General features: G+C 73.2%; 18 protein-coding genes and 1 tRNA gene. 15 read left to right on the top strand and 4 right to left on the bottom strand.

Annotated elements, in window-relative coordinates; all coding sequences use genetic code 11:
- The first annotated feature begins 149 nt into the window (after positions 1 to 149).
- Genes WFH25_RS00560 through WFH25_RS00545 form a run of 4 tightly spaced genes read left to right on the top strand, consistent with a single transcriptional unit; the run spans position 150 to position 4,073 of the window.
- On the top strand, positions 150 to 1,439 hold the full coding sequence (locus WFH25_RS00560) for an amidohydrolase family protein (protein ID WP_336696494.1): 1,290 nt from the start codon (positions 150 to 152) through the stop codon (positions 1,437 to 1,439).
- A complete protein-coding gene (locus WFH25_RS00555) occupies positions 1,432 to 2,037 on the top strand; it encodes a DUF1097 domain-containing protein (protein ID WP_071301545.1) in 606 nt (201 codons plus the stop codon). Before WFH25_RS00560 ends, WFH25_RS00555 begins: the two co-directional genes overlap by 8 nt.
- A 48-nt stretch (positions 2,038 to 2,085) precedes the next feature.
- Positions 2,086 to 3,318 (top strand): D-alanyl-D-alanine carboxypeptidase family protein, encoded by a 1,233-nt coding sequence (locus WFH25_RS00550; protein ID WP_083413673.1) that lies wholly within the window; start codon positions 2,086 to 2,088, stop codon positions 3,316 to 3,318.
- Between the two features lie 2 nt (positions 3,319 to 3,320).
- On the top strand, positions 3,321 to 4,073 hold the full coding sequence (locus WFH25_RS00545; protein ID WP_336696493.1) for a GNAT family N-acetyltransferase: 753 nt from the start codon (positions 3,321 to 3,323) through the stop codon (positions 4,071 to 4,073).
- A 4-nt stretch (positions 4,074 to 4,077) separates the two neighbouring features.
- On the opposite strand, the gene WFH25_RS00540 is transcribed toward WFH25_RS00545, so the two are convergent.
- Positions 4,078 to 5,400, bottom strand: a complete 1,323-nt coding sequence (locus tag WFH25_RS00540) for a hypothetical protein (RefSeq protein ID WP_336696492.1) — start codon at positions 5,398 to 5,400, stop codon at positions 4,078 to 4,080.
- 170 nt (positions 5,401 to 5,570) lie between these two features.
- Here WFH25_RS00540 and WFH25_RS00535 point away from each other — a divergent pair, with 170 nt between their 5' ends.
- Positions 5,571 to 6,938, top strand: a complete 1,368-nt coding sequence (locus tag WFH25_RS00535; protein WP_336696491.1) for a serine hydrolase domain-containing protein — start codon at positions 5,571 to 5,573, stop codon at positions 6,936 to 6,938.
- Between the two features lie 7 nt (positions 6,939 to 6,945).
- On the opposite strand, the gene WFH25_RS00530 is transcribed toward WFH25_RS00535, so the two are convergent.
- On the bottom strand, positions 6,946 to 7,740 hold the full coding sequence (locus WFH25_RS00530; RefSeq protein ID WP_079238902.1) for an SGNH/GDSL hydrolase family protein: 795 nt from the start codon (positions 7,738 to 7,740) through the stop codon (positions 6,946 to 6,948).
- Positions 7,741 to 7,763: 23 nt separating this feature from the next.
- On the opposite strand from WFH25_RS00530, the gene WFH25_RS00525 reads away from it, so the two are divergent.
- From WFH25_RS00525 to WFH25_RS00495, 7 genes are all read left to right on the top strand, one after another.
- Positions 7,764 to 8,921, top strand: a complete 1,158-nt coding sequence (locus WFH25_RS00525) for an acyl-CoA dehydrogenase family protein (protein WP_336696490.1) — start codon at positions 7,764 to 7,766, stop codon at positions 8,919 to 8,921.
- A gap of 72 nt (positions 8,922 to 8,993) precedes the next feature.
- On the top strand, positions 8,994 to 11,291 hold the full coding sequence (locus WFH25_RS00520) for an FUSC family protein (RefSeq protein WP_336696489.1): 2,298 nt from the start codon (positions 8,994 to 8,996) through the stop codon (positions 11,289 to 11,291).
- A complete protein-coding gene (dinB, locus tag WFH25_RS00515; RefSeq protein WP_336696488.1) occupies positions 11,288 to 12,538 on the top strand; it encodes a DNA polymerase IV in 1,251 nt (416 codons plus the stop codon). The genes WFH25_RS00520 and dinB overlap by 4 nt, the downstream gene beginning before the upstream one ends.
- A 17-nt stretch (positions 12,539 to 12,555) precedes the next feature.
- Complete coding sequence (locus WFH25_RS00510; RefSeq protein WP_442892388.1) at positions 12,556 to 14,472, top strand: DEAD/DEAH box helicase; 1,917 nt, start codon at positions 12,556 to 12,558, stop codon at positions 14,470 to 14,472.
- Positions 14,473 to 14,479: 7 nt separating this feature from the next.
- Positions 14,480 to 14,689, top strand: a complete 210-nt coding sequence (locus WFH25_RS00505; RefSeq protein WP_070419019.1) for a hypothetical protein — start codon at positions 14,480 to 14,482, stop codon at positions 14,687 to 14,689.
- A gap of 32 nt (positions 14,690 to 14,721) precedes the next feature.
- Positions 14,722 to 16,050 carry an NAD(P)/FAD-dependent oxidoreductase gene (locus WFH25_RS00500; protein WP_071296325.1) on the top strand — a complete coding sequence of 443 codons (1,329 nt, stop codon included), beginning with the start codon at positions 14,722 to 14,724 and terminating at the stop codon, positions 16,048 to 16,050.
- A gap of 239 nt (positions 16,051 to 16,289) precedes the next feature.
- Positions 16,290 to 17,660, top strand: a complete 1,371-nt coding sequence (locus WFH25_RS00495) for an HD domain-containing protein (protein WP_336696487.1) — start codon at positions 16,290 to 16,292, stop codon at positions 17,658 to 17,660.
- A 523-nt stretch (positions 17,661 to 18,183) separates the two neighbouring features.
- Here the strand turns inward: WFH25_RS00495 and WFH25_RS00490 are convergent.
- Positions 18,184 to 18,269: transfer RNA gene (locus WFH25_RS00490), tRNA-Leu, on the bottom strand.
- A gap of 172 nt (positions 18,270 to 18,441) precedes the next feature.
- On the opposite strand from WFH25_RS00490, the gene WFH25_RS00485 reads away from it, so the two are divergent.
- From WFH25_RS00485 to mshC, 3 genes are all read left to right on the top strand, one after another.
- Complete coding sequence (locus WFH25_RS00485; RefSeq protein WP_336696486.1) at positions 18,442 to 19,758, top strand: M20/M25/M40 family metallo-hydrolase; 1,317 nt, start codon at positions 18,442 to 18,444, stop codon at positions 19,756 to 19,758.
- Positions 19,759 to 19,820: 62 nt separating this feature from the next.
- Positions 19,821 to 20,651 carry an undecaprenyl-diphosphate phosphatase gene (locus WFH25_RS00480; RefSeq protein ID WP_070419014.1) on the top strand — a complete coding sequence of 277 codons (831 nt, stop codon included), beginning with the start codon at positions 19,821 to 19,823 and terminating at the stop codon, positions 20,649 to 20,651.
- On the top strand, positions 20,648 to 21,892 hold the full coding sequence (gene mshC / locus WFH25_RS00475) for a cysteine--1-D-myo-inosityl 2-amino-2-deoxy-alpha-D-glucopyranoside ligase (RefSeq protein WP_071301559.1): 1,245 nt from the start codon (positions 20,648 to 20,650) through the stop codon (positions 21,890 to 21,892). The genes WFH25_RS00480 and mshC overlap by 4 nt, the downstream gene beginning before the upstream one ends.
- 275 nt (positions 21,893 to 22,167) lie before the next feature.
- On the opposite strand, the gene WFH25_RS00470 is transcribed toward mshC, so the two are convergent.
- Positions 22,168 to 23,097, bottom strand: a complete 930-nt coding sequence (locus WFH25_RS00470; RefSeq protein WP_070419012.1) for a proteasome assembly chaperone family protein — start codon at positions 23,095 to 23,097, stop codon at positions 22,168 to 22,170.
- Positions 23,098 to 23,223: the final 126 nt, after the last annotated feature.

The raw sequence follows: 23,223 nt of genomic DNA, 5'->3' as shown, positions 1-23,223 counted from the left end.
GGGTCAGGAGCCTAGGGTCCATTGGTCTGCTTGGCTCATTGGTACGACCAACTTTTACACGCCCGTCACACGCTGCGACGGAGCCGGAAACACGACGGGCGAATGGTGGGTGGCGTCAACCGACCACCGATGAAGAAGAGGGGTCCGTCGTGGACCTGGTCCTCCGCAACGCCCGCCTGGTCGACGAGCCGGGCCTCGTCGACGTCGTCGTCGAACACGGCACGATCACCGCGGTCACCGCCGCCGTCGGCACCGTCCCCGGCGACCCGGCCACCCGGGTCGTCGACTGCGCCGGCCGCGTGGTCGTGCCCGGGTTCGTCGAGTCGCACCTGCACGTCGACAAGGCCCTGCTCGACCGGGAACGTGCGAACCCGGACGGGACGCTCGCCGGGGCGATCGCCGTCACCGGGGAGCTCAAGCGCGGGTTCACGCACGGCTCGGTCCGGGACCGCGCGCGCACCCTGCTCGACCAGGCGATCACGAACGGCACGACGCTGGTCCGCGCACATCCCGACGTCGACCCGATCGTCGGGTTGACCGGCGTCGAGGTCCTGCTGGGGCTCCGCGACGAGTACCGCGACGCCCTCGACCTGCTGATCGTCGCGTTCCCGCAGGAGGGCATCGCGAAGGCGCCGGGGACCCTCGCACTGCTGCGCGAGGCGCTCGGTGCGGGCGCGGACGTGATCGGCGGCTGCACGTACAACGAGTGGACCCTCGCCGAGTGCCACGAGCACGTCGAGACCGTCCTCGACCTCGCCGAGGAGTTCGACGTGCCGGCGGACCTGCACGCCGACTTCGCCGACGACACGAGCGACCCGCGGTTCGCCCTCGCGCGGGTCATCGCCGACGCCGTCGTCCGCCGCGGGATGCAGGGCCGGGTCGCGCTCGGGCACATGACCTCGTCCGCGAGCCTGCCCTGGACCGAGCGGGCCGACCTGTTCGCGCGGCTCGCCGAGGCGGGGGTCGCGGTCGTCCCGCTGCCGGCGACCGACCTGCACCTCGGCGGTCGCGCCGACGACCACGACGTCCGCCGCGGTGTCGTCCCGGTCCGCGACCTCTGGGCCGCGGGCGTCACGAGCGCGTACTCGTCGAACAACGTGCGGAACGCCTTCACCCCGTTCGGCAACGCCGACCTGCTCGACATCGGGCTGCTGCTCGCGCAGGTCGGGCACCTGTCCGGGCAGGAGGACCTCGCCCGCGTCCTCGACATGGCGACGACCTCGGCTGCACGGGTCGTCGGGATCGCCGAGACCTACGGCATCCGTCCCGGCGCCGACGCCGACCTCGTGCTGCTCTCGACCACCGACCCGGCGGGCGTGCTGCTCGACCGCCCGGACCGCGCCCTCGTCGTGAAGCGCGGCCGCGTCGTCGCCGAGACCACCCGCACCACCGTCCTCACCACCGGCACCACCCGATCGAAGGAGCTCAGCAATGCGTGAACGGATCCCGCACGAGATCGTCGCCTCCGTCCTGGCCGGCGCCACCGCGTTCATCGGGGGCACGGCGCTGAACCTGCCCACCTGGGCGATCTTCATCAGCTGGGCGGGGATGTTCCTGCTCGGGCCGAAGCCCACGCTCCGGAACGCCACCCGGCTCTGGGCGACGATGCCGGTGGGGTCGACGTTCGCCCTCGTCATCGTGCTCGTCGACCAGCGGATCGGCACGCTCCTCGGCGACGGGCAGTTCGCCCGGAACGTCGTGCTCGGCGTCGTGATCCTCGTGTGCAACACCGCGCTGATGTGCACCGGCCGGGTCCGTGCGTTCGCGCTGGTCCCCGGGATGTTCCTCGGGTTCGCGTCCTTCTTCGCGACGTACTTCGGCGGCTTCGGCTTCGCACCGGGCAACGTGTGGGCAGCGTGGGTGTCCGTCGTGGTGATGAACGCCGCCGGCCCCGTCTTCGCGTACCTGTCGCGGAGGTGGACCTTCGCGCGCCCGACGGGACCCGACGGCGGTGGGGCCGGCGTCCCGTCGGACGCGACGGCTGCCGTCGGGGGCGAGCCGCGCCTCCAGTCCGACCCCGCACCGACGCGCGCCTAGCGCGTCCTCGCAGCCACGGGGTACCCGCCCCCGGTACGCTCGGTTCCCGTGTCACGAGTCGTCCGCCGCCCCCGTTCCGCCGTCCGGAGGCCGGTGACCATCTCGGTCGTCGCCGTGCTCGTGCTGGCGGTCGGCTACCTCGTGGCCGCAGCGGTCGTGCCGTTCGCCCCGGCGAGCGCCTCGACCACGACGTACTCCGCGCCCACGTCGTCGGTGCCGGACCTGACGTTCCCCGGCTACGGCGCCACCGCGGTCGAGGCGACCGACTTCCCCGAGAGCCTGCGCACGAGCGGCGACACGAAGCCCCGGTCGATCGCGAGCATCTCGAAGGTCGTCACCGCGCTCGTCGTGCTCGACGAGAAGCCGCTGCAGCCGGGGGAGTCCGGCCCGACGATCACCTTCAGCCCCGGGATGCAGGCGCTGTACGCGAAGTACCTCGCCGTGAACGGCGAGGTCGCGCCGATGCCCGCCGGCCTCCAGCTGTCGGAGTACCAGACGCTCCAGGTCATGCTCATGAAGTCGGCGAACAACTACGCCGGGTCGCTGGCGCTCTGGGCCTTCGGGTCGATGGACGCCTACCGCCAGGCAGCGGACGAGTGGCTCGACGAGCACGGACTCGACCACACCACGATCGAGGAGCCGACCGGCCTCGACGCGCACAACACCTCGACGGCCACCGACCTCGTCGAACTCGGGCAGCTCGCCCTCGCGAACCCGGTGGTGAAGGAGGTCGTCGGCACGAAGCAGGTCACGGTGCCCGGCGCCGGCGCGATCGAGAACTCGAACAAGCTCCTCGGGCTCGACGGTGTCGAGGGCATCAAGACCGGCACGCTCGACGAGGCCGGCGCCTGCCTGCTCTTCGCGGCGACGTACGAGCGCGGCGGCAAGGAGGTCACGGTCGTCGGCGCGATGCTCGGCGGCGTCGACCACGACTCGCTCGACGTCGACGTCCAGCGGCTGCTCCGGTCGGTCGCCGACAACTTCCAGGTCGTCACGCTCGCCCACGCCGGGCAGACCTTCGGCACGTTCTCGACGCCGTGGCAGGACGAGGCGGACGCGGTGTCGCGGTCCGCGGCCGAGGTGCTCGTGTGGGGCCGGACGAAGGTGTCCGCGAGGACGAAGCTCGAACAGATCACCCTCGGCACGAAGGGGGAGCGCGTCGGCACGGTGCGGTTCACCATCACGGACCACGACCCGGTGACGGTGCCGCTCGTGCTCGAGCGGCCGATCGACGACCCGGGCGTCTGGTGGCGGTGGACGAACCCGTTCCAGGGCGCGTGACGGTGCCGGCCTCCGTGCGGCCGTGGCGGTCGTCCGACGCGCCGGTGCTGCTGGCGGCGTCGGCGGACCCGGAGCTCGCGCGCCAGTTCGGTGGTGTGCGGTTCGACGACGTCGCGGCGGCGGAGGCGTTCATCGGGGCGACGTACCGGTTCGACGGGCACGCCCGGTACTGGGCGATCGTCGCGGACGTCGCGGACGTCGCGGACGTCGCGGACGTCGCTGACGCGGCGGACGTCGCTGACGCGGCGGACGGGCGGCCCGGGTCGGACGGCGCCGGGTCGGGCGGCGCCGGGGCCCGCGTCGTCGGCTGCGTCGGGGTGACGGCCATCGAGCACACCCACGGCACCGCCTGGGTCTCGTACTGGCTCACACCGGAGGCCCGCGGCCGGGGCCTGGCGACCCGTGCACTCGCCGCCGCCGCGGAGGACGCCTTCGCCCTCGGCGTGCACCGCCTCGAACTCGGGCACCGCACGAACAACCCGGCGTCGTGCGCGGTCGCGACCCGGGCGGGGTTCCGCGCCGAGGGAGTGGAACGCGAGAAGCTCCGCTACGGCGACGACCGCTTCGACGTCGAGACCCACGCCCGCCTGGCGACCGACCCGACCCCCGACACCGTGCCACTGCCCCGCGACCCGGCCAGCCCGCCGCCCCGCGACCCGGCCAGCCCAGTGCCCCGCGACCCGGCCAGCCCGCCGCCCCGCGACCCGGCCAGCCCGCCGCCCCGCGACCCGGCCGACGCGCGCCGCGGCGCCTGAGCCCTCACCGGCCGACGGCGCGCTCGACCATCGCACACGGGACGGTCGCGTCCCACCCCGCGATCCTGGGCATCGCGCCGACCCGGACGGTGTCGCCCGGGTGCGCCGCGCAGTACGAGGCTCGGTGCTCGATCTCGGCGGACCACTGCGGCCCGTGCTCCCGGAGCGGCACCGCCCCGGCCCCGGCCACGAACGCGACGAGCGAGGCGGCGACGAGCACCCCGCCCGCTGCCCGCCACGACCACCGTGCGCGGGCGAGGAACACGTCGGCGACGAGGACCACCGCCGCGGTCAGGAACATCGACGACGCGGCCGCGTACCGCAGGGGCGCCGTGCCCGCCCACGCCGCCGGGGTGAACGAGGACCACGTCGTGCCGGGCGTCCGGTTCACGATGAGCGCCGCGTACCAGACGACGCCGGCGCCGACGCTCACGGCGAGGAGCATCCACCGGGTCCGCCAGTCCGCCAGGACGAGGGCGGCCACGACCGCCCCCACGAGGAGCACGGCCGGCACGGTGACGACCCACCAGCCGTGCGCGGAGACGGACGCTCCGACCGCACGGACGTCGGCGTTCCCGCTGCCGCCGACGACCTGGGCGACGAACCCGGCGGTCATGTCCCGGAACGAGGTGATGCCACCCCGGTGCGTGGCGGAACGGGGGTGTGTCAGCGCTGCCGTGACCTGTGCCGCGACACCGAGCAGGGCGACTGCTGCGACGGGGATGACCCGACGCTGCCGACGGCCCAGCAGCAGGAGCGGCAGGAACACGGCGGCCTGGATCTCGCTCGTCGTCACGACCGCCACCGCGACGGCGGTCCACGCGGACGACCACCAGCTCCGCGGACGGTGGGCGAACAGCCACGGCGCCGCGAACAGCAGGTACCAGTGCAGGTTCGCCGCGGTCCCGGCGATCTCGACGGGCGCCAGCGGGACGAGGGCGGGGACGGCCGCGAGGAGCACCCGGAGCGGCCAGGCCCGCACCACGCCGCGCGCCAGGACGAAGACGGTGCCGCACACCGCGCCGAGCACCGCGCACGACATCGCCGAGACGGACAGCGCGTACAGGTCGATCCGCCCGAGCGCGACGGCGGCGTCGACCACCAGTCGCGGCAGGACGTGCAGGTAGCCGTCGTACGGGTGCCACACCGACCGCACCGGGCCGAGGGTGAGCCGGTCGGTGAGGAAGCGCCCGGAGTCCTCCGCCCAGGCGACGCCGCGGGCAGGGCTCCCGATGCGGACCCACGCGAGCAGGCCGGTGGCGACGGCGACGAGGAGCGCCCAGACCGCCGTGGTCGGGCGTCTCCGCGGGTGGTCCGCCGTCGTCATCGGACCCCCTCGTGCCGTCGTGCCGTCTGTGCTGCGCTGCTGCCGATCGATCCTGGCGTGCGCCGGTGGACGGCACCCGTGACGCAGATGCCGTGACTCTCAGACAGGCCGACGAGGACACGGACCGAACCGCTGCGCGCGACGACCCCCGGCGACGTAGTGTCGGACGGGTGACGACGACGTTCCCCCGGTCCACCCCGTCCGCCCTCGGCATCGACGCCCGTGGCCTCGCCCGGTTCCTCGACGCCCTCGAGTCGACGCCCGACGTCGAACCGCACAGCATCGTGCTGCTCCGCCACGGTCAGGTGGCGGCCCAGGGCTGGTGGCAGCCCTACGCCGAGGACCGCGTCCACCTGCTCTACTCCCTCAGCAAGAGCTTCACCGCCGCCGCCGTCGGGATCGCCGTCCGCGAGGGGCTCATCGACCTCGACGCCACCGCGCTCTCGTACTTCCCGGAGCTCGACGCCGAGATCACCGACGAACGCAGCCGCCGCATCCGCGTCCGGCACCTGCTCGCGATGGCGAGCGGCCACCGCGAGGACACCATCGACCGCGTCCGGGAACTCGACCGCATGAACGTCGTGCGCGGCTTCCTGCTCCTGCCGCCGGAAGAGGAACCCGGCGCGCTCTTCACCTACAACCAGCCGTGCACCTACACGCTCGCCGCCATCGTCCGCCGCGTCAGCGGTGGGTCGCTGGTCGACTACCTGCGTCCGCGGCTGCTCGACCCGCTCGGCATCGACGACCTGGCGTGGCGCCGGGACGAGTCCGACGCAGAGCTGGGCTTCAGCGGGTGCTACGCCCCGACCTCGGCGATCGCCGCGCTCGGCCAGCTGTACCTGCAGCGCGGTGTGTGGGAGGGCGAGCGGATCCTCGACGAGGACTGGGTCGACGCCGCCACGAGCAAGCAGATCGACAACCTCGACGAGGAGAACCCGGACTGGTCGCAGGGCTACGGCTTCCAGTTCTGGATGGCCCGCCACGGCTTCCGCGGCGACGGCGCCTACGGTCAGTTCTGCGTCGTCCTGCCGGAGCAGGACGTCGTCCTCGCACTCACCGGCCAGAGCCTCGACATGCAGGCCGTCCTCGACGCGGCCTGGCAGCACCTCCTGCCCGCCGTCGACGCTACGGACCTCGACGCGGCCGCGGATGCGGACCTGGAGGCGCGGCTCGCCTCCCTGGGACTGCCCCCGGTGGAGGGCGGTCGCCTCCCCGACCTCGGCGCCGGTCCGTTCCGCGGTGACGGCATCGACCAGATCGGCTTCACGCGCGACGGCGACCGATGGCGCGCGGCCCTCGAGGTCGACGGCGGGACGCTCTCGGTGCCGGTCGGCGAGGGGGAGTGGGCGGTCGACGGTCCCCTCGCCGCGAGCGGTGCGGTCGCACCGGACGGCACCGTGCTCGTCGGCGTCCGGTTCGTGGAGACGCCGCACCTCGCGCACGTGCGCATCGACCTCGCGGCCGGCACCGCCACCGCGTCGTGGGCGACCGAGCCGCTGCACGACGGTCCGCTGACCCTGCGCCGCCCCGCCGACTGATCGAGCGCTACGGGGTGTCGGACTTGTGCTCGACGACGTCTTGCAGCTCGGGTCGCTTCGGGGTCACGCCGTCGCCCGAGGACGTGTGCTTGATCCGCCGGACCACCCACGGCACGAGGTACTCGCGCGCCCAGCCGAGGTCCTCGGCGCGGGCCTCCCGCCACGGACGGGCCTCGAGCGGCTCGGGGTTGAACGGTTCGAGCCCGTGCTCGACGCCGAGCGCGTCCAGCACCGCGGCGGCGACGGTCGCGTGGCCCATCGGGGAGTGGTGCAGCCGGTCCGGAGCCCACATCCTCGGGTCGCGGAGGACCCGGAGCGCCCACATGTTCGCGACGAGGGCGCCGTGCTTCAGCGCGATGGCGTGCAGGTTCTCGTTGTAGATCGCCGTCTTGCCGCGGACCATCCCGAGCACCGGGGTCATGCCGACGTCCGGACCGGTGAAGAGCACCACGGTGGCGCCGTCGCTCCGCAGCCGGGACACCATCGCGTCCACACGCTCGGCGAGCTCGTCGGGGTCGGAGCCCGGCCGGATGATGTCGTTGCCACCGGCCGACACCGTGACGAGGTCGGGACGGAGGGCGAGTGCCGGTTCGACCTGCTCGTCGATGATCTGCTGCAGGAGTCGCCCGCGGATCGCCAGGTTGGCGTAGGCGAAGTCGTCGGTCTGGTTCGCCAGGACCTCGGCCACCCGGTCCGCCCAGCCACGGTTCCCGCCGGGGACGGTCGGGTCGGGGTCGCCGATCCCCTCGGTGAACGAGTCACCGATCGCGACGTACCTGGACCACGGATGACGATCTGACACCCCTCGGACCATAGTCTCGTGGCATGACGAAGGCCAACCCCGCGGCGGTGCTGGGCGACGAGCTGCTGGAGCGCATCGCCACCCGCGCCCCCGGCTACGACGCTGCGAACGCGTTCTGCACCGAGGACCTCGACGAACTCCGGGCGGCCGGCTACCTGCGGCTCGGGGTGCCCGTCGAACGCGGCGGTGCCGGACTCGGGCTCGCCGCGACGACCGCGGTGCAGCGGCGGCTCGCGGAAGCCGCACCGGCGACGGCGCTGGGGCTCGGGATGCACCAGGTCTGGGTGCAGGCGGCGCGCGCCGTCACTGCGCGGGGTGGGTCGTTCCTCCAGGCCGTCACCGACCACGCGGCGGACGACCACCTGCTCGCGTTCGGTGTGAGCGAGCCGGGCAACGACGCCGTGCTCTTCGACTCGCTGACGACGGCGGAGCCGGACGGCGACGGCGGCTACCGCTTCACGGGGACGAAGGTCTTCACCTCGCTGGCCCCGGCGTGGGACGTGCTGAGCGTGTTCGGCAAGGACGGGTCCGGGCCGGAGCCGCGGCTCGTGCACGGTTTCGTGCTGCGGTCCGACGGCGACGTCGAGCACCTCGACGACTGGGACACCCTCGGGATGCGGGCGACGCAGAGTCGCACGACGAAGCTGCACGGCGTGCACGTGCCGGCGGACCGGATCGTGCGGACCCTGCCGGTCGGGCCGAACCAGGACCCGCTCGTGTTCGGCGTCTTCGCGGCGTTCGAGCTGCTCGTGGCGTCGGTGTACGTCGGGATCGCCGCGCGTGCGGTGGCACTCGCGGTGTCGGCGGTGCGGTCGCGCACGGCATTCGACGGGACACCGCGGTCCGCGGACCCGGACGTGCGCCGGGCGATCGCGGACATGCGCGGGACGGTCGACGCGATCGAGCTGCAGGTGACCTCGCTCGCCCGGTCGGTCGACGAGCTCGACGACCTCGGGCCGCGGTGGTTCCCGTTGCTCGTCGGGGCGAAGGCCCGGGCGGTCGACGCGGCGCAGCACGTCGTGGACGAGGCGATGCGGGTCGTGGGCGGTGGCGCCTACCGGGCCGGTGGCGAGCTCGCGCGCCTGGCCCGGGACGTCCGGGCGGGCCAGTACCACCCGTCGTCGCGGGACTCGGCGGCGCGGACGATCGCGGCGTCGGTGCTGGGGCCGCTCGCACCGTAGCACCGCCGCGCGCCCCAACTAGTTCGCTTGCGGTACCATTGGCCTCCCCAGTGAACAGGAGGCGGCCGGAGCGTGCCGAGGACCGAGACCACGAACCGGATCGCCCCGCGGCGACGGACCCGCACCCAGCGACTGACGGACCGTGCCCTCGCACTCGACCCCGGGCTCGTGAAGACCGAGGGTGCCCTCCGCACGCTCGTCGCCGTCCCGGCCGGCATGGCCGTCGGGTACGGGATCGCGACGGCGTTCGGCCTGCCGGCGATCCTCGGCGTGATGATCGGCGCGATGCCGGCCTTCATCACCTGCCTGGTCATCGTCGACCCGAGCACGGGCCGGACCGCCGCGCGCACCGGGGCGGTCCTCGTGCCGTTCGTCGTCGCACTCGCCGGGAGCATCGCCCTGCAGCCGTTCCGGCTCCTCGAACTCGTCCTCATCGTGGTGCTGCTGTTCGTGCAGTTCGCGGCGGCCTCGTGGGGCGTGTGGGCGGCGGACGCGGCGATCGTCGGGTTCGCCGGGTACCTCTGCGGACTCCTGCTGCCCCTGCCCGAGACGAGCGTCGTCCCGCTCGGGCTCGTCGTCGCGGGCTCCCTCGCCGTGACGATCGTCGTCCGCCTGCTGTTCCGGCCGGATCCGCACCGGGCGCTGCTCCGGACCCGTCGCGGGTTCGTCGCCCGGGGGTCCGACGTGCTCGAGGCCGCCGCCGCGGTCCTGGCCGCCGGAGCCGTCGGCGCTGCCGCGGACGACCAGCGCGCCCGCCGCCGAGCCCTCCGCCGGCTCGGACGCGCTCGTGACCGGTACCACGAGATCGCCCTGACGGTCGACGGCATGCTCGCCGCGAGCGGGGTCGACGCCGACACCACCGCCGAGGAACTGCACCGCCTGGTGTTCGACACGCACTTCGCGATCGACGAGCTCGGCCGCGCGGCCGGGGCGCTGGTCGAGCAGGGCGCGCCGTCGGACGTCCGGCACGCCGCGCTCCGGGCCGTCACGCTCGTCCTCCGACACGGCGGCAGCCACGGCCAGGAGGCAGCGCACACCCTCCTCGCCCGCTACGGGATCACGGCCTCGGCGGCCGACGACGGATCCCGGACGACCGCGATCGTCCGCCGCATGGCCGCCGAGTTCGCCGACCTGCGGTCCGCCGGACTCCGGTGGCGCGAGCTCCGCGACGAGCTGCCCCGCCGCGGTGCCGGCGTGCCCTTCGCCACGCCGGTGATCCTCGCCGGCGGGCGCCCGGCCGGAGCCGTGCCGGTCGTCGCGGACGCCGTCGCCGAGGGGCCGTGGCGCCGCTGGCACCTCACGGCGTCGCTCCGAACCGCCGTCCACGCCGCCATCGCCGTCGCGATCGTCGAACCGCTCGCCCTCCTGCTCGACGGGAGCCGCTTCTACTGGGGCGTCATCGGCGTGATGATCGTCCTCGCCGGCACGAACACCACGCACGAGCGGATCCGGAAGGGCCTCCACCGCGGCGTCGGGACGGTCGTCGGGGGAGCGGTCGGGATCGTCCTCGTGCACCTGCTCGGCACGACGCACCCGTGGGTGACGATCGTGCTCGTGTGCGTCCTGCTCGCCGTCGGCACGTACGGCTTCGGCGGCGTGTACTCGGTCTGGGCCGCGTGCCTCGTCGTCGTCCTCTGCCAGGTGTACGCGTTCTCCGGCACCTTCACGGACTCCCTCATCCCGATGCGGCTCGCCGAGAACCTGCTCGGTGCCGCGGTCGCGGTGCTCGTCAGCGCGGTCGTCTTCCCGATCGCCACCCGTGCCGTCATCCGGCGCGCGGTGCGGCGGCAGCTGGTCGCCGTCCGCGCGTTCGTGCTCGCGCTGGTGGGGGTCGAGGACGACGACGAGGCGGACGCGGCCGACACGACGGAGGCGGACCGCGCCCGGCGTGACCTGCGCGCCCGGTCGCGCGCGGTCGACGCCGCCACCTACCAACTGGACGCCGTCCTGCGTCCGATGGTCCGCTTCCCGACCGGCGGGCCGGCGCGCGCAGACGCCAGGACGCGCACCTCCCTGCAGGCGGCCGCGACCTTCGCGCGCGAGGCGGCCGGGAGGCTCGGCTCGGCCCCGCAGGACCCGCCAGCGGCCCTGCGCGGTGCGGCCGACCGCCTCGCCGCCTCGATCGCGCAGCTCGCCGACGGCATCGTGGCCGGGCCTCGGTCCGCCACGCCGACGGCGGTCTGGGTCCGGGTCGGCGACCAGCTCGACGAGGCGGTGGCCGCCGCCTCCGGGCGGCCGGACGAGCGGGCGATCGCGACGGCCGCGCACGCGCTCGGCCGGATCGACGAGGCGCTCGCGCTGCTCGCCGACCGCCATCGCGCGACGGTCGTCGGGGCGATGTCGGTGGGTCCTGGCATCATCGCCGTGTGAGCAAGCAGGACGGACGCAACCGACTGGTGTCCGACGCGCCCGTCGGCGACGTGACGGCGAGCGTGCTGCACGTCGACATGGACGCCTTCTTCGCCTCGGTGGAGCTGCTCGACCGGCCGGACCTCCGCGGCCTGCCGGTGATCGTCGGGCACGACTCCGACCGCTCGGTCGTCACGGCCGCCACGTACGAGGCCCGCAAGTACGGCGTGAACTCCGCGATGCCGATGGCCGTCGCCAAGCGCCGGTGCCCCGCGGCGATCATCGTCGAGCCGCACTTCGAGAAGTACCGCGCGAAGTCCGACGCCGTGATGGCCGTCTTCGACCGCTTCACGCCCCGCGTCGAGAAGCTCGGCATCGACGAGGCCTTCCTCGACGTCGCCGGGGCGATCCGGCTGTACGGCACCCCGTGGGAGATCGGTCGGGCGATCCGTGCGGCGGTGTACGCCGAGACGGGCCTGCACTGCTCCGTCGGCGCCGCGTCGACGAAGTTCGTGGCGAAGCTCGCGTCGAGTCGGTCGAAGCCGGACGGCCTGCTCGTCGTGCCGGCTGCCGACACCGTGGCGTTCCTGCACCCGCAGCCCGTGTCGGCGCTGTGGGGGGTCGGCGGCAAGACGCAGGAGACCCTCGAACGACGCGGCATCCGCACCGTGGGGGACCTCGCGACCACGCCGCTGGGCTCGCTCGTCTCGGCGCTCGGTCCGGCCGGCGGTCAGCGCCTGCACGACCTCGCGTGGGGCCGCGATCCGCGCGTGGTCGAGAGCGGCGTCGGCGAGAAGTCGATCGGGCACGAGGTCACCTTCGGCCACGACCTCACCGAGCGCGACGACGTCGCCCGGGAACTCCTGCGCCTCGCCGACAAGGTGGCCGTGCGACTCCGACGGGCCGACGTCCAGGCGCGGACCGTCGCGCTCAAGGTCCGCTACACCGACTTCACCACGCTGACCCGGTCCCGCACCCTCGCGGAGCCGACCGACGTCGCCAAGCGTCTGCACCGCGTAGCCGTCGAGCTGTACGACGTGCTGCACCGGCCGGGCAACCGGATCCGGCTCATCGGGGTCCGTGGCGAGAACCTCGTGCCGGCGGCGGCAAGCAACGCGCTCTGGGACGACGACGCGCCGTGGCGCGAGACCGAGACGACGATCGACGCGGTCGCCGCACGCTTCGGCGCGGGCGTGCTCCGACCGGCATCCCTGGTGCGCGGCACGCCCGAGGGGCACGTCCCGCACGCTCGGCAGGACGAAGGGTGACGGTAGAATCTCGTGCAGTGAGCGCAGCCGAGTACACCGATCAGCCAGGGGCGGGGGACCAGCCCGCGGCCCTGTGGGACGACGGCACCGCAGCGCCTGCGCACGCGGTCGTCGCCCACGACGAGGCCGTCGCCGCTGCCGAGGCGGCGGGCAACTCGGCCGTGCAGAACCTGTCGCCGGCCTTCCCGGACCGTGCCGCGTGGGGCACCGCGTCGAAGCTCCGTGCCTGGCAGGTCGAAGCGCTCACCAAGTACTTCGAGACCGAGCCGCGGGACTTCCTCACGGCCGCGACGCCCGGCGCCGGCAAGACCACGTTCGCGCTCCGGCTCGCCACCGAGCTCCTCGCCCGCGGCACCGTCGACCGCATCGTCGTCGTGGCCCCGACGGAGCACCTCAAGCGGCAGTGGGCGGACTCGGCGGACCGCGTCGGCATCCGGATCGACCCGATGTTCAAGAACGGCGACGGCATGTTCGGCCGGCACTACCAGGGCGTGGCGATCACGTACGCCCAGGTCGGCATGAACCCCGAGGTCCACAAGAAGATCACCGCCGGCGGCAAGACGCTCGTGATCCTCGACGAGGTCCACCACGGCGGCGACGCCCTGACCTGGGGCGACGGCATCAGAGAGGCGTTCTCCAAGGCCACCCGTCGCCTGTCGCTCTCCGGCACCCCGTTCCGCTCGGACACCGCGCCGATCCCGTTCGTGCAGTACGCCCCCGACGAGCAGGGCATCCGCACCTCGATCTCCGACTACAACTACGGCTACGGGCGTGCCCTCAAGGACGGCGTCGTCCGCCCGGTGCTCTTCATGGCGTACGCCGGGCAGATGCGCTGGAAGACCCGCATGGGCGACGAGATGTCGGCGTCGCTCGGCGAGCAGGTCACGAAGGACATCACCGCCCAGGCCTGGCGCACGGCGCTCTCACCCGAGGGCGAGTGGATGCCGGCCGTCCTCTCCGCCGCCGACAAGCGCCTGACCGAGGTCCGCCGTGGTGTGCCGGACGCCGGCGGCCTCGTCATCGCCACGGACACCACCACGGCCCGCGCGTACGCCCGGATCCTGCAGCAGATCACGGGGGAGCGGCCGACGGTCGTCCTCTCCGACGAAGCGGCGGGGTCCAGCCGGATCAGTGCCTTCGCCGAGGACACCTCCCGATGGATGGTCGCCGTCCGCATGGTGTCCGAGGGCGTGGACGTGCCGCGGCTGTGCGTCGGCGTGTACGCCACGAGCGCGAGCACCCCGCTCTTCTTCGCCCAGGTCATCGGCCGCTTCGTCCGGGCCCGTCGCCGCGGTGAGACGGCGAGCGTGTTCCTGCCGAGCGTGCCCGGGCTGATGGCGCTGGCGGCCTCCCTCGAACTCGAGCGCGACCACGCCCTCGACCGCCCGAAGGACGCCGACGACGGGATGTACAACCCCGAGGACGCGATGGTCGCCGAGGCCAACAAGGAGGACCGCGCGTCGGAGAGCCTGCTCGAGGTCCAGCCGTTCGAGGCGCTCGACTCGCAGGCGTCCTTCGACCGTGTCCTCTACGACGGCGGCGAGTTCGGCAGCGGCGGCGAGGTGGGCTCGCTCGAGGAACTCGACTTCATCGGCATCCCGGGGCTGCTCGAACCCGACCAGGTGCGCGACCTGCTCCGAGCACGCCAGGCGACGCAGGCGAAGCGAGCGAAGGGCCGTACCCCGAAGGACGGCATGCCCAAGGCAGCCGCCCCCGCGCCCGAGGACCGCCCGATGTACCAGACGATCAAGGAGCAGCGGTCCGAGCTGCACCGGCTCGTCTCGATCTGGTCCCGACACGCGAACGAACCGCACGGGGCCATCCACGCCGAACTCCGCCGCATCAGCGGTGGCCCGGCCGTGGCGCAGGCGAGCATCGAGCAGATCCAGAAGCGCATCGACGTGCTGCGCTCCCGCATCGGCGGCCGCCGGTGAGCACCGCGTGATCGAGGCCGTCGACGACCGCACCTGGTACGTCAAGCGCGACGCGGAGTCCTCGCCCGAGGCGATCATCGACCGCTTCGGCGGAGGCTACCGGCTCCGTCGGTTCTCGCTCACCGAGTCCCGCCGGACGCCCCACGGGGTGTACACGGGCGTCGAACTCGCCGAGACCGCGTGGTGGCGGCTCCGCGACAGGCCGCGGACCTCATGACATCGCAAGCCGAAGTCGGGTAGACCGGGGGAATGGCAGACTCGATCCCTCACGTCCTCGTCCTCGGCGGCGGCTCCGCTGGCTACACCACCGTCAAGCAGCTCCAGAAGCACGCAGCGACCGTGCCGATGCGCATCACGCTGGTGGACCAGAACACGTACTACACGTACCTGCCGTTCCTGCCCGAGGTCGCCGGTGGCCACATCGCCCCGAAGGACGTGACCTTCGAGCTGCGCCGTGCGCTCCGCAAGACCCGGGTCATCCAGGGCAAGGTCACCGGGATCTCCTCGGCCGACAAGACCGTCTCGATCGCCACGGCCGGCGGTGACGACCGCACGCTCGGTTACGACCAGCTCGTCGTCGCGCTCGGCTCCGTCACGCGCACGTTCCCGACGCCCGGGCTCGAGGAGTACGGCGTCGGCTTCAAGAGCGTCGAAGAGGCCGCCTACGTCCGCGCGAAGCTCCTCGACAACATCGCCAAGGCCGCTGCCACCCGTGACGAGGACGAGCGCCGCAAGCTGCTCACGAGCATCTTCGTCGGCGGCGGGTACACCGGCGTCGAGGCGATCGGCGAACTGTTCGACGTCTCGCAGGCCGCCATCAAGACCTACCCGTCGCTCGCCGGCGAGCACCCCCGCTGGGTCCTCATCGACGCGCTCGACCGCGTCGCGCCCGAGGTCGGTCCGGAGCTGTCCAAGTGGACCCTCGAGTCGCTGCGAGCCCGCGGCATCGACGTCCGCCTGAAGACGACCATGCCGAGCTGCGAGGGCGGCGTCGTGAAGCTCTCCGACGGCGACGAGTTCGCCACCGGCCTCCTCGTCTGGACGGCCGGCGTGAAGCCGAACCCGCTCCTCGACGCGTCCGACCTGCCGCGCGGCCCGAAGGGTCACCTCGCCGCGAACGCGAAGCTGCAGGTCGAGAGCGAGGACACCCACGAGGTCGTCCCCGGCGTCTGGGGCCTCGGCGACGTGGCGCAGGTGCCCGACCTGACGGCCGAGAAGCAGCCGGCGTACTACCCGCCGAACGCGCAGAACGCCGTCCGCCAGGCCGTCGTGGCCGCGGACAACGTGGTCGCGACGATCACGGGCAAGCCGCTCGAGGAGTACCGCCACCCGTCCATCGGCACCGTCGCGTCGTACGGTGTCGCGAAGGGTGCGGCGAACATCAAGGGCATCAAGATGACGAACCTCCTCGCGTGGCTCGCGCACCGCGCCTACCACGTGTACGCGATGCCGACGCTGAACCGCAAGGTGCGCATCGTGATCGGGTGGGTCACCGGCGCCGTGTCGGGTCGCGACGCGACGTCCCTCATCAAGGAGACCGACCCGCGCCGCACGTTCGTCGAAGCGTCGAAGTCCTAGACGCGCGTTCTTGACGGACGGGAGGCGCGGTGCCGGCTGGCACCGCGCCTCCCGTTCGTCGTCCGGTCGCGCCGACACGCGTGGTGCGGCAGACTGACTCCCTCGGTGCCGCCGCACGGAGGTCCTGGAAGACACCGCACGTGACCACCACCATCTCCTGCCCCCGCTGCCGAGCCGTTCGCCGCCCCACCGGGGTGCACCGCTGCCCCGGACCGGACGACCCCGCCCGAGCGCTGGGCGTGGGCACCAGCGTCGCCGTGGTCCTGGACGTGCTCGCCGGTGTCGGCCGACCGTTCCTCGTCGGCGGCGTGGTCCGCGACGCGCTGTTCCGCGCGTCCGGGCGCGCGGTCCCCGTCGCCGACGACCACGACGTCGACGTCGAGGTGCACGGCACGGACACCGCGTCGGTCGTCGACGCGCTGCGCGCGGTGGGAGCCGTCGTCGTCACCACGGGGGCGCGCTTCGAGGTCCTCAAGGTCGTGGTCGAGGGCGTGCACGTCGACGTCGCGGTCGCGCCGGGGAACGCCGACGACGACGGGCTCGCCGCGGCCGCCGTCCGTCGCGACTTCACGGTCAACGCGGTCGCGTGGGACCCGGCGACGAACGAGTACGTCGACGCGGTCGGTGGGATCGACGACGCTGCCCGGGGTGTGCTCCGACACACCTCGGACCGGTTCGGGGACGATCCGCTGCGGGTGCTGCGCGCCGTGCAGCTGGTGGCGCGCTTCGACCTCGTGCTCGACCCGTCGACGGTCGACGTCGCCCGGTCGCTGGTGGACGCGTTCCCGTCCGTGGCCGCGGAGCGGGTCTGGCCGGAGATCCGGAAGACGGCGCGGGGCGACCACCAGTCGCGGGCGCTCCAGGTGCTGCACGACACCGGGTGGGAGCGGCACCTCCCGGAGCTCGCCGCGGTGCGCGACGTGCCGCAGGACCCGCGGTGGCACCCCGAGGGGCCCGTGCACGTGCACCTGGGGCTCGCGGCGGACGCTGCTGCCGCTGCCTGCACCGCCGACGGCGTCACCGGTGAGGACCGCATCGTCGTGGTGCTCGGCGCGCTCCTGCACGACCTCGGCAAGGCGGGCGACGGGACGCAGCGGGAGTGTGACGACGACGGCACGGTCCGGGTCCGCAGCCTCGGGCACGAGGTCTCGGGCGCGCATGCGGCGCGGGACCTGCTGCGGCGGATCGGCGCGCCGCGCACCCTCACCGAGCGCATCGCCACGATCGTGCGAGAGCACATGGTGGTGCACTCGACCGACGGTGCGGCGCCGTCGGTGCCGGCAGCGCGCCGACTGCTCCGTCGCCTGGGCGGGTCGATGGCGACCGCCGAGTGCTGGGCCCGGGTGTGCGAGGCGGACTCGCAGGGGCGCGGCTCGGCGTCGGGGCCGTCACCGGCATGGGCATGGCTCGCGGTCATGCGTGCCGACGAGGCCGCGGGACCCCGGGTGCGCCTCGTGACCGGGCGGGACCTCGTCGCGGCGGGGCTCGCGCCGGGGCCGCGGTTCCGGGAGGTCCTGGACGCCGCGGCCGAGGCGCAGGACGAGGGGCGCTTCGAGGACGCGGCGGGCGCCCGCGACTGGCTGCGCCGTGCTCTGAAGCCGCGCTCCTGACGGCCGGTCGGTGCGGGCCGGGCCGGTGCCGCGCCTCCTGGCTCGTGGCGCCGGTGGCGGTCGACTCGGCGCGACGACGTCGATGTCGTGCGACACCGACGATGTCGTACGCCCGCGCCCGCAACCGTTGCTCGCGCGCCCCAGCGACACCCCCGATGTCGCACGACACCGACGATGTCGCACGCCTGCGCTCGCAACTGTTGCACGCGCGCCCCAGCGACATCCCCGACGTCGCACGACACCGACGATGTCGCACGCCTGCGCTCGCAACTGTTGCACGCGCGCCCCAGCGACATCCCCGATGTCGCACGCCCGCGCCCGCGCCCGCGCCCGCACCCACCTACCGGACGCACTCGCCGTGAGCGCAGCGAACTGGCGCCCGCACCCCGCACACGCCGTGAGCGCAGCGAACTGGCGCGTTCGAGGCGGTGACGCCCCGAGCGAAGCGACGGCGGCACTCGCCGGGAAGGCACGAACAGGAAATGCCCCCGGGCCGAAAGGCCAGGGGGCATCTCATTTCCTGTGTCCGAGGGGGGACTTGAACCCCCACGCCCTAATACGGGCACTAGCACCTCAAGCTAGCGCGTCTACCATTTCCGCCACCCGGACAGGTGTTTCTTCACTTGTCGGCCGTCGTTCCGGGCTGTTTCCCCGGCGTTCCTGCCGAGAGAAGACACTAGCACGGGTCTGAACGCCTGATGAACACAGCGGCGCATCCCGGGCGCGTCCTGCTGTGACGTCCGACGCCGGGGCCGTCGACGCGGACCGGTACCGTTGGGCCATGACGAACCCGGAGGCCACGCTGACCGACCTCGAGGCCACCGCGGCGATCGCCCGTGACCTCATCCGCATCGACACGACGAACTGGGGCGAGGGGAAGTCCCGCGGCGAGAGCGAGGCGGCGCACTACGTCGAGGCGAAGCTCCGTGCGCTCGGGCTCGAGCCGCAGCTGTTCGAGTCCGAACCCGATCGTGTGAGCGTCGTGGCACGGGTGCCCGGACGCAACCGCGACAAGTCCGCCCTGGTCGTGCACGGTCACCTCGACGTGGTGCCGGCGGACCCGGCGAACTGGTCGGTGGACCCGTTCGGCGGCGAGGTGCGGGACGGCATGCTCTGGGGTCGCGGCGCGGTCGACATGAAGAACATGGACGCGATGATGCTCACGTCGCTGTCGGACGTCATCGAGCAGCAGGGAGCGCCGGAGCGCGACCTCGTGATCGCGTACTTCGCCGACGAGGAGGCCGGGGGAGTCCTCGGCTCGCACCACGTCGTCGAGAACCACCCCGAGGTGTTCCGGGGTGCGAGCGCGGCGATCAGCGAGGTCGGCGGCTACTCGATCACCCTCGGCGACCGTCGTGCGTACCTGCTGCAGACGGGCGAGAAGGCCCTGATGTGGATCAAGCTCGTCGCGACCGGCACCGCGGCGCACGGGTCGCACGTCATCCACGACAGCGCGGTGACGAAGCTCGCCGCGGCGGTCGCCCGGATCGGCAGCGAGGAGTGGCCGGTGCGGCTGTCGGCGACGACCGACGCGATGGTGGCCGAGGTCGCACGGTTCCTCGGGGTGGACCCGACGGTGACCGGCCCGGACGAGGTGGCGCTGGCCACGGGGTCGGCGTCGCGGTTCATCCACGCGGCCCTGCACACGACGACGAACCCGACGGTGCTCACCGCCGGGTACAAGCACAACGTCATCCCCGACCACGCCGAGGCACTGGTGGACATCCGGTGCCTCCCCGGCGACGAGGAGACGGTGCTGGCGCGTGTCCGGGAGCTCGCGGGCGACGACGTCGAGGTCGTGATGTCCTTCCGTGACATCGGGCTCGAGCAGGACTTCGGCGGCCCCCTGGTCGACGCCGTGCGCGACGTCCTCGGCCGGCACGACCCGGGTGCTCCGGTGCTGCCGTACCTGCTCTCGGGCGGGACGGACAACAAGGCCCTGTCGACGCTGGGGATCGCGGGCTACGGGTTCGTGCCGCTGCAGCTGCCGGCGGGTGTGGACTTCCCGGCGATGTTCCACGGCGTGGACGAACGGGTGCCGCTCGACTCGCTGGCGTTCGGGCGGCGGGTCCTCGGAGACCTCCTCGCCACGTACTGATATTGTGCATGGTCGCCGGTCCGGCGGTGTCCTGAACCGACTCTCCCCGAAAGGCCCGAGCCGTGCACATCCTCGAGGCGATCTTCCTCGGCTTCGTCCAGGGGCTCACCGAGTTCCTCCCGGTGTCGTCCAGCGCCCACCTCCGCATCGTCGGGCTGTTCCTGCCGGACGCGCAGGACCCGGGCGCGGCGTTCACCGCGGTGACGCAACTCGGCACCGAGACCGCCGTGCTGATCTACTTCTGGCGCGACATCACCCGGATCGTCGGCCGGTGGTTCCGGTCGCTGTCGGGGAAGACCGTGCCCCGGAACGACCCGGACGCCCGACTCGGGTGGCTCGTGATCCTCGGGACCATCCCGATCGGCATCGCCGGCCTGCTGCTCAAGGACTCGATCGAGACGACGTTCCGGTCGCTGTGGATCGTCGCGATCGTCCTCATCGTGTTCGGCATCGTGCTCGGCGTGCTCGACGTCGTCGGCAAGAAGGTCCGGCGCATCGAGCACATGACGTTCGGCGGCGGGATCCTGATCGGCCTCGCGCAGATGCTCGCCCTCGTGCCCGGCGTCTCGCGTTCCGGCGCGACCGTGTCGATGGGGCTCGCGCTCGGCTACACCCGCCCGGCGGCCGCCCGGTTCGCGTTCCTGCTCGCCGTGCCCGCCGTGTTCCTCTCCGGCCTGTACGAGGCCGCCACGAGCCTCGGTGACACCGGCGCGCCGTTCGGCGTGGTCGACACGCTCATCGCCACGGTGGTCGCCTTCGTCGTCGGCTTCGTCGTGATCGCGGCGTTCATGAACTACATCAGCAAGCGCAGCTTCATGCCGTTCGTCGTCTACCGCATCGCACTCGGTATCGTTCTCATCGTGTTGTTGTCGCTCGGAGTGATCCAGCCGTGAGGGCCTGGCAGGTCCCGTCCGTCCCCGATGTCCCGGGCGCCGCGCCCCGCCCGGTCGTGCACGACACGGCGACCGGCAAGCCCGTCGACCCGACCGGTGGCGAGGAGCGTGCGGCGCTCTACGTGTGCGGCATCACCCCGTACGACGCCACCCACCTCGGCCACGCCGCGACCTACCTCTCGTTCGACACGCTCGGTCGTGTCTGGCGGGACGCCGGGTTCGAGGTCGAGTACGCGCAGAACACCACGGACGTCGACGACCCGCTCCTCGAACGGGCAGCGCGGGACGGCGTCGACTGGCGCGAGCTCGCGGCCTCGCAGATCGACCTGTTCCGGCGCGACATGGAGGCGCTGCGGGTCCTGCCGCCGGACGACTTCGTGGCGGTGACGGACGAGGTCGAACGCATCGCCGAGGCCGTGGCGTTCCTGCAGGAGACCGGCTACGCCTACGCCGTGCCGACGCCGGAGTCGGCCGGCGACGACCTCTACTTCGACGTGAACCGCCCGACCGAGGCCTGGTCGCTCGGGGACGAGAGCGGCCTCGACCGCGAGACCATGCTCGCGCTGTCGGCCGAGCGCGGCGGCGACCCCGACCGTGCGGGCAAGCGCGACCCGCTCGACCCGCTGCTGTGGCGCGCCGCACGAGCGGGCGAGCCGAGCTGGGACTCCGCCGTCGGTCCCGGGCGCCCCGGGTGGCACATCGAGTGCAGCGTCATCGCCGGCGACCGGCTCGGCCTGCCGATCAGCGTCCAGGGCGGCGGCAGCGACCTCGTCTTCCCGCACCACGAGATGAGCGCCGGGCACGCCGCAGCGCTCGCGCACCAGCCGCTCGCGCAGGCGTTCGTGCACACCGGGATGATCGCCTACCAGGGTGAGAAGATCTCGAAGTCGCTCGGCAACCTCGTCACGGTCCGTGGGCTGCTCGACGACGGCGCCGACCCGCGTGCGATCCGCCTCGCGCTGCTGTCGCACAAGTACTCCGACGACTGGGAGTGGTTCGACACCGAGCTCACCAGCGCCACCACGCGCCTGGCAACGTGGGACGCCTGGGCCTCCGGGAGCGACGCCGGACACGCCGACGACGCGGCCGAGGTCATCGCCCGGGTCCGCGCCCGTGTCGCGGACGACCTCGACACGCCGGGCGCCGTCGCCGCGGTCGACACGGCGATCGCGGGCGGGACGGCGGTCACGCCGGACCTCGTGGACCTGGTCGACGCCCTGCTCGGCATCCGCCTCGGCTGACCCGGTCGGCCGCCCCCGTTCGTCGAGCGGCAGGACATGCCGCTCAGGTTCGCCGAGAGGGCGGAATCGCCCGACTCCAGGCGCCGAGCGTGACCAAAAGTGCCCGCTCGCGCGGACGGGACGGGACGCGACCGTGTGACGGACGGGAGGCGGGGGGGGCCCAGGGCCCCCGCCCCCCCCCCCGGCGGGGGGGGGGGGGGGGAGGGGCGGGGGGGGGGGGGGGGGGCCCGCCCCCCCCCCCCGCCCGCGCCTCCCGTCCGTCCGTGTGGTCGCGTCTACTGCGACGGTGGCGGCGGGCGGAACCCCTCGCCCCCGGCGGTCCCGCCGTCCTTGCCGTCCTTGCGCTCGCGTCGGCGGAGGTACTGCTCGAACTCCTGCGCGATGGCGTCGCCCGACGCCTCGGGGGAGTCGACCGTGTCCCGCGCCTGCTCGAGCTGACCGATGTAGGACGCCATGTCCTCGTCGTCGGCGGCGAGGGCGTCGATGCCCTCCTCCCACTCGGTGGCGTCGTCGAGCAGCGATCCCCGCGGGACCGTGACGTCGGTGAGCTCCTCGATCTTGTCGAGCAGCGAGAGCGTCGCCTTGGGGGACGGCGAGTTGTGCACGTAGTGCGGCACCGAGGCCCAGAGCGACAGCGTGGTGAGGCCGGCGCTGTCCATCGCGTCGGCGAGCACCCCGAGGATCCCGGTCGGGCCCTCGTACGAGGAGCGGTCGACGTCGAACGCGGCACGCACGCCCGCGTTCTCGCTCGACACGAACACCGAGATGGGTCGGGTGTGCGGGACGTCGGCGAGCATCGCGCCGACGAAGACGACGGCGTCGATCGAGTAGACGTCCGCGAGGTCGATGATCTCCGCGCAGAAGCCGCGCCAGGTCCGCGAGGGCTCGGGGCCGACGAGCACGTAGACGTCGCGTTCGGACGGGGAGCCGGTGGCTCCGATCACGGGTCGGCCCTCGGCACCGGGACCGTGCAGGACGATCCGCGGCCACTGGATGCCCCGGCCGCCGTTCTCGTCCGTGCCGACGTTCGGGCGGTTGAACTGGTAGTCGACGTACCGCTCACCGTCGAGTTCGCGCAGCTCGTCGAGCTCGAGCGACTCGACGATGCGCCTGGCGAGACCGCTCGCCGCTTCTCCGGCGTCGTTCCAGCCCTCGAAGGCGACGACGAGCAGTCGACCGTCGCTGAAGGGGGAGTGCTGTGGCACGGACGGGACCTCCTGGTGGTGGAGCGGGGCGCGGGCGGCTCGCAGGTCGCGCGCGACCGGACATTCGCAGCAACAAGGATAGGGCCGCTCGACCGGAGTGCGTCCACGCGTCCGCGGTGAGCGGAA

Origin of the sequence: Curtobacterium sp. USHLN213 (assembly GCF_037144815.1) — a bacterium.
Lineage (GTDB): Bacteria > Actinomycetota > Actinomycetes > Actinomycetales > Microbacteriaceae > Curtobacterium.
The sequence above is the reverse complement of the archived record's forward strand: the minus strand, read 5'-3'. Positions and strand labels throughout refer to the sequence as shown.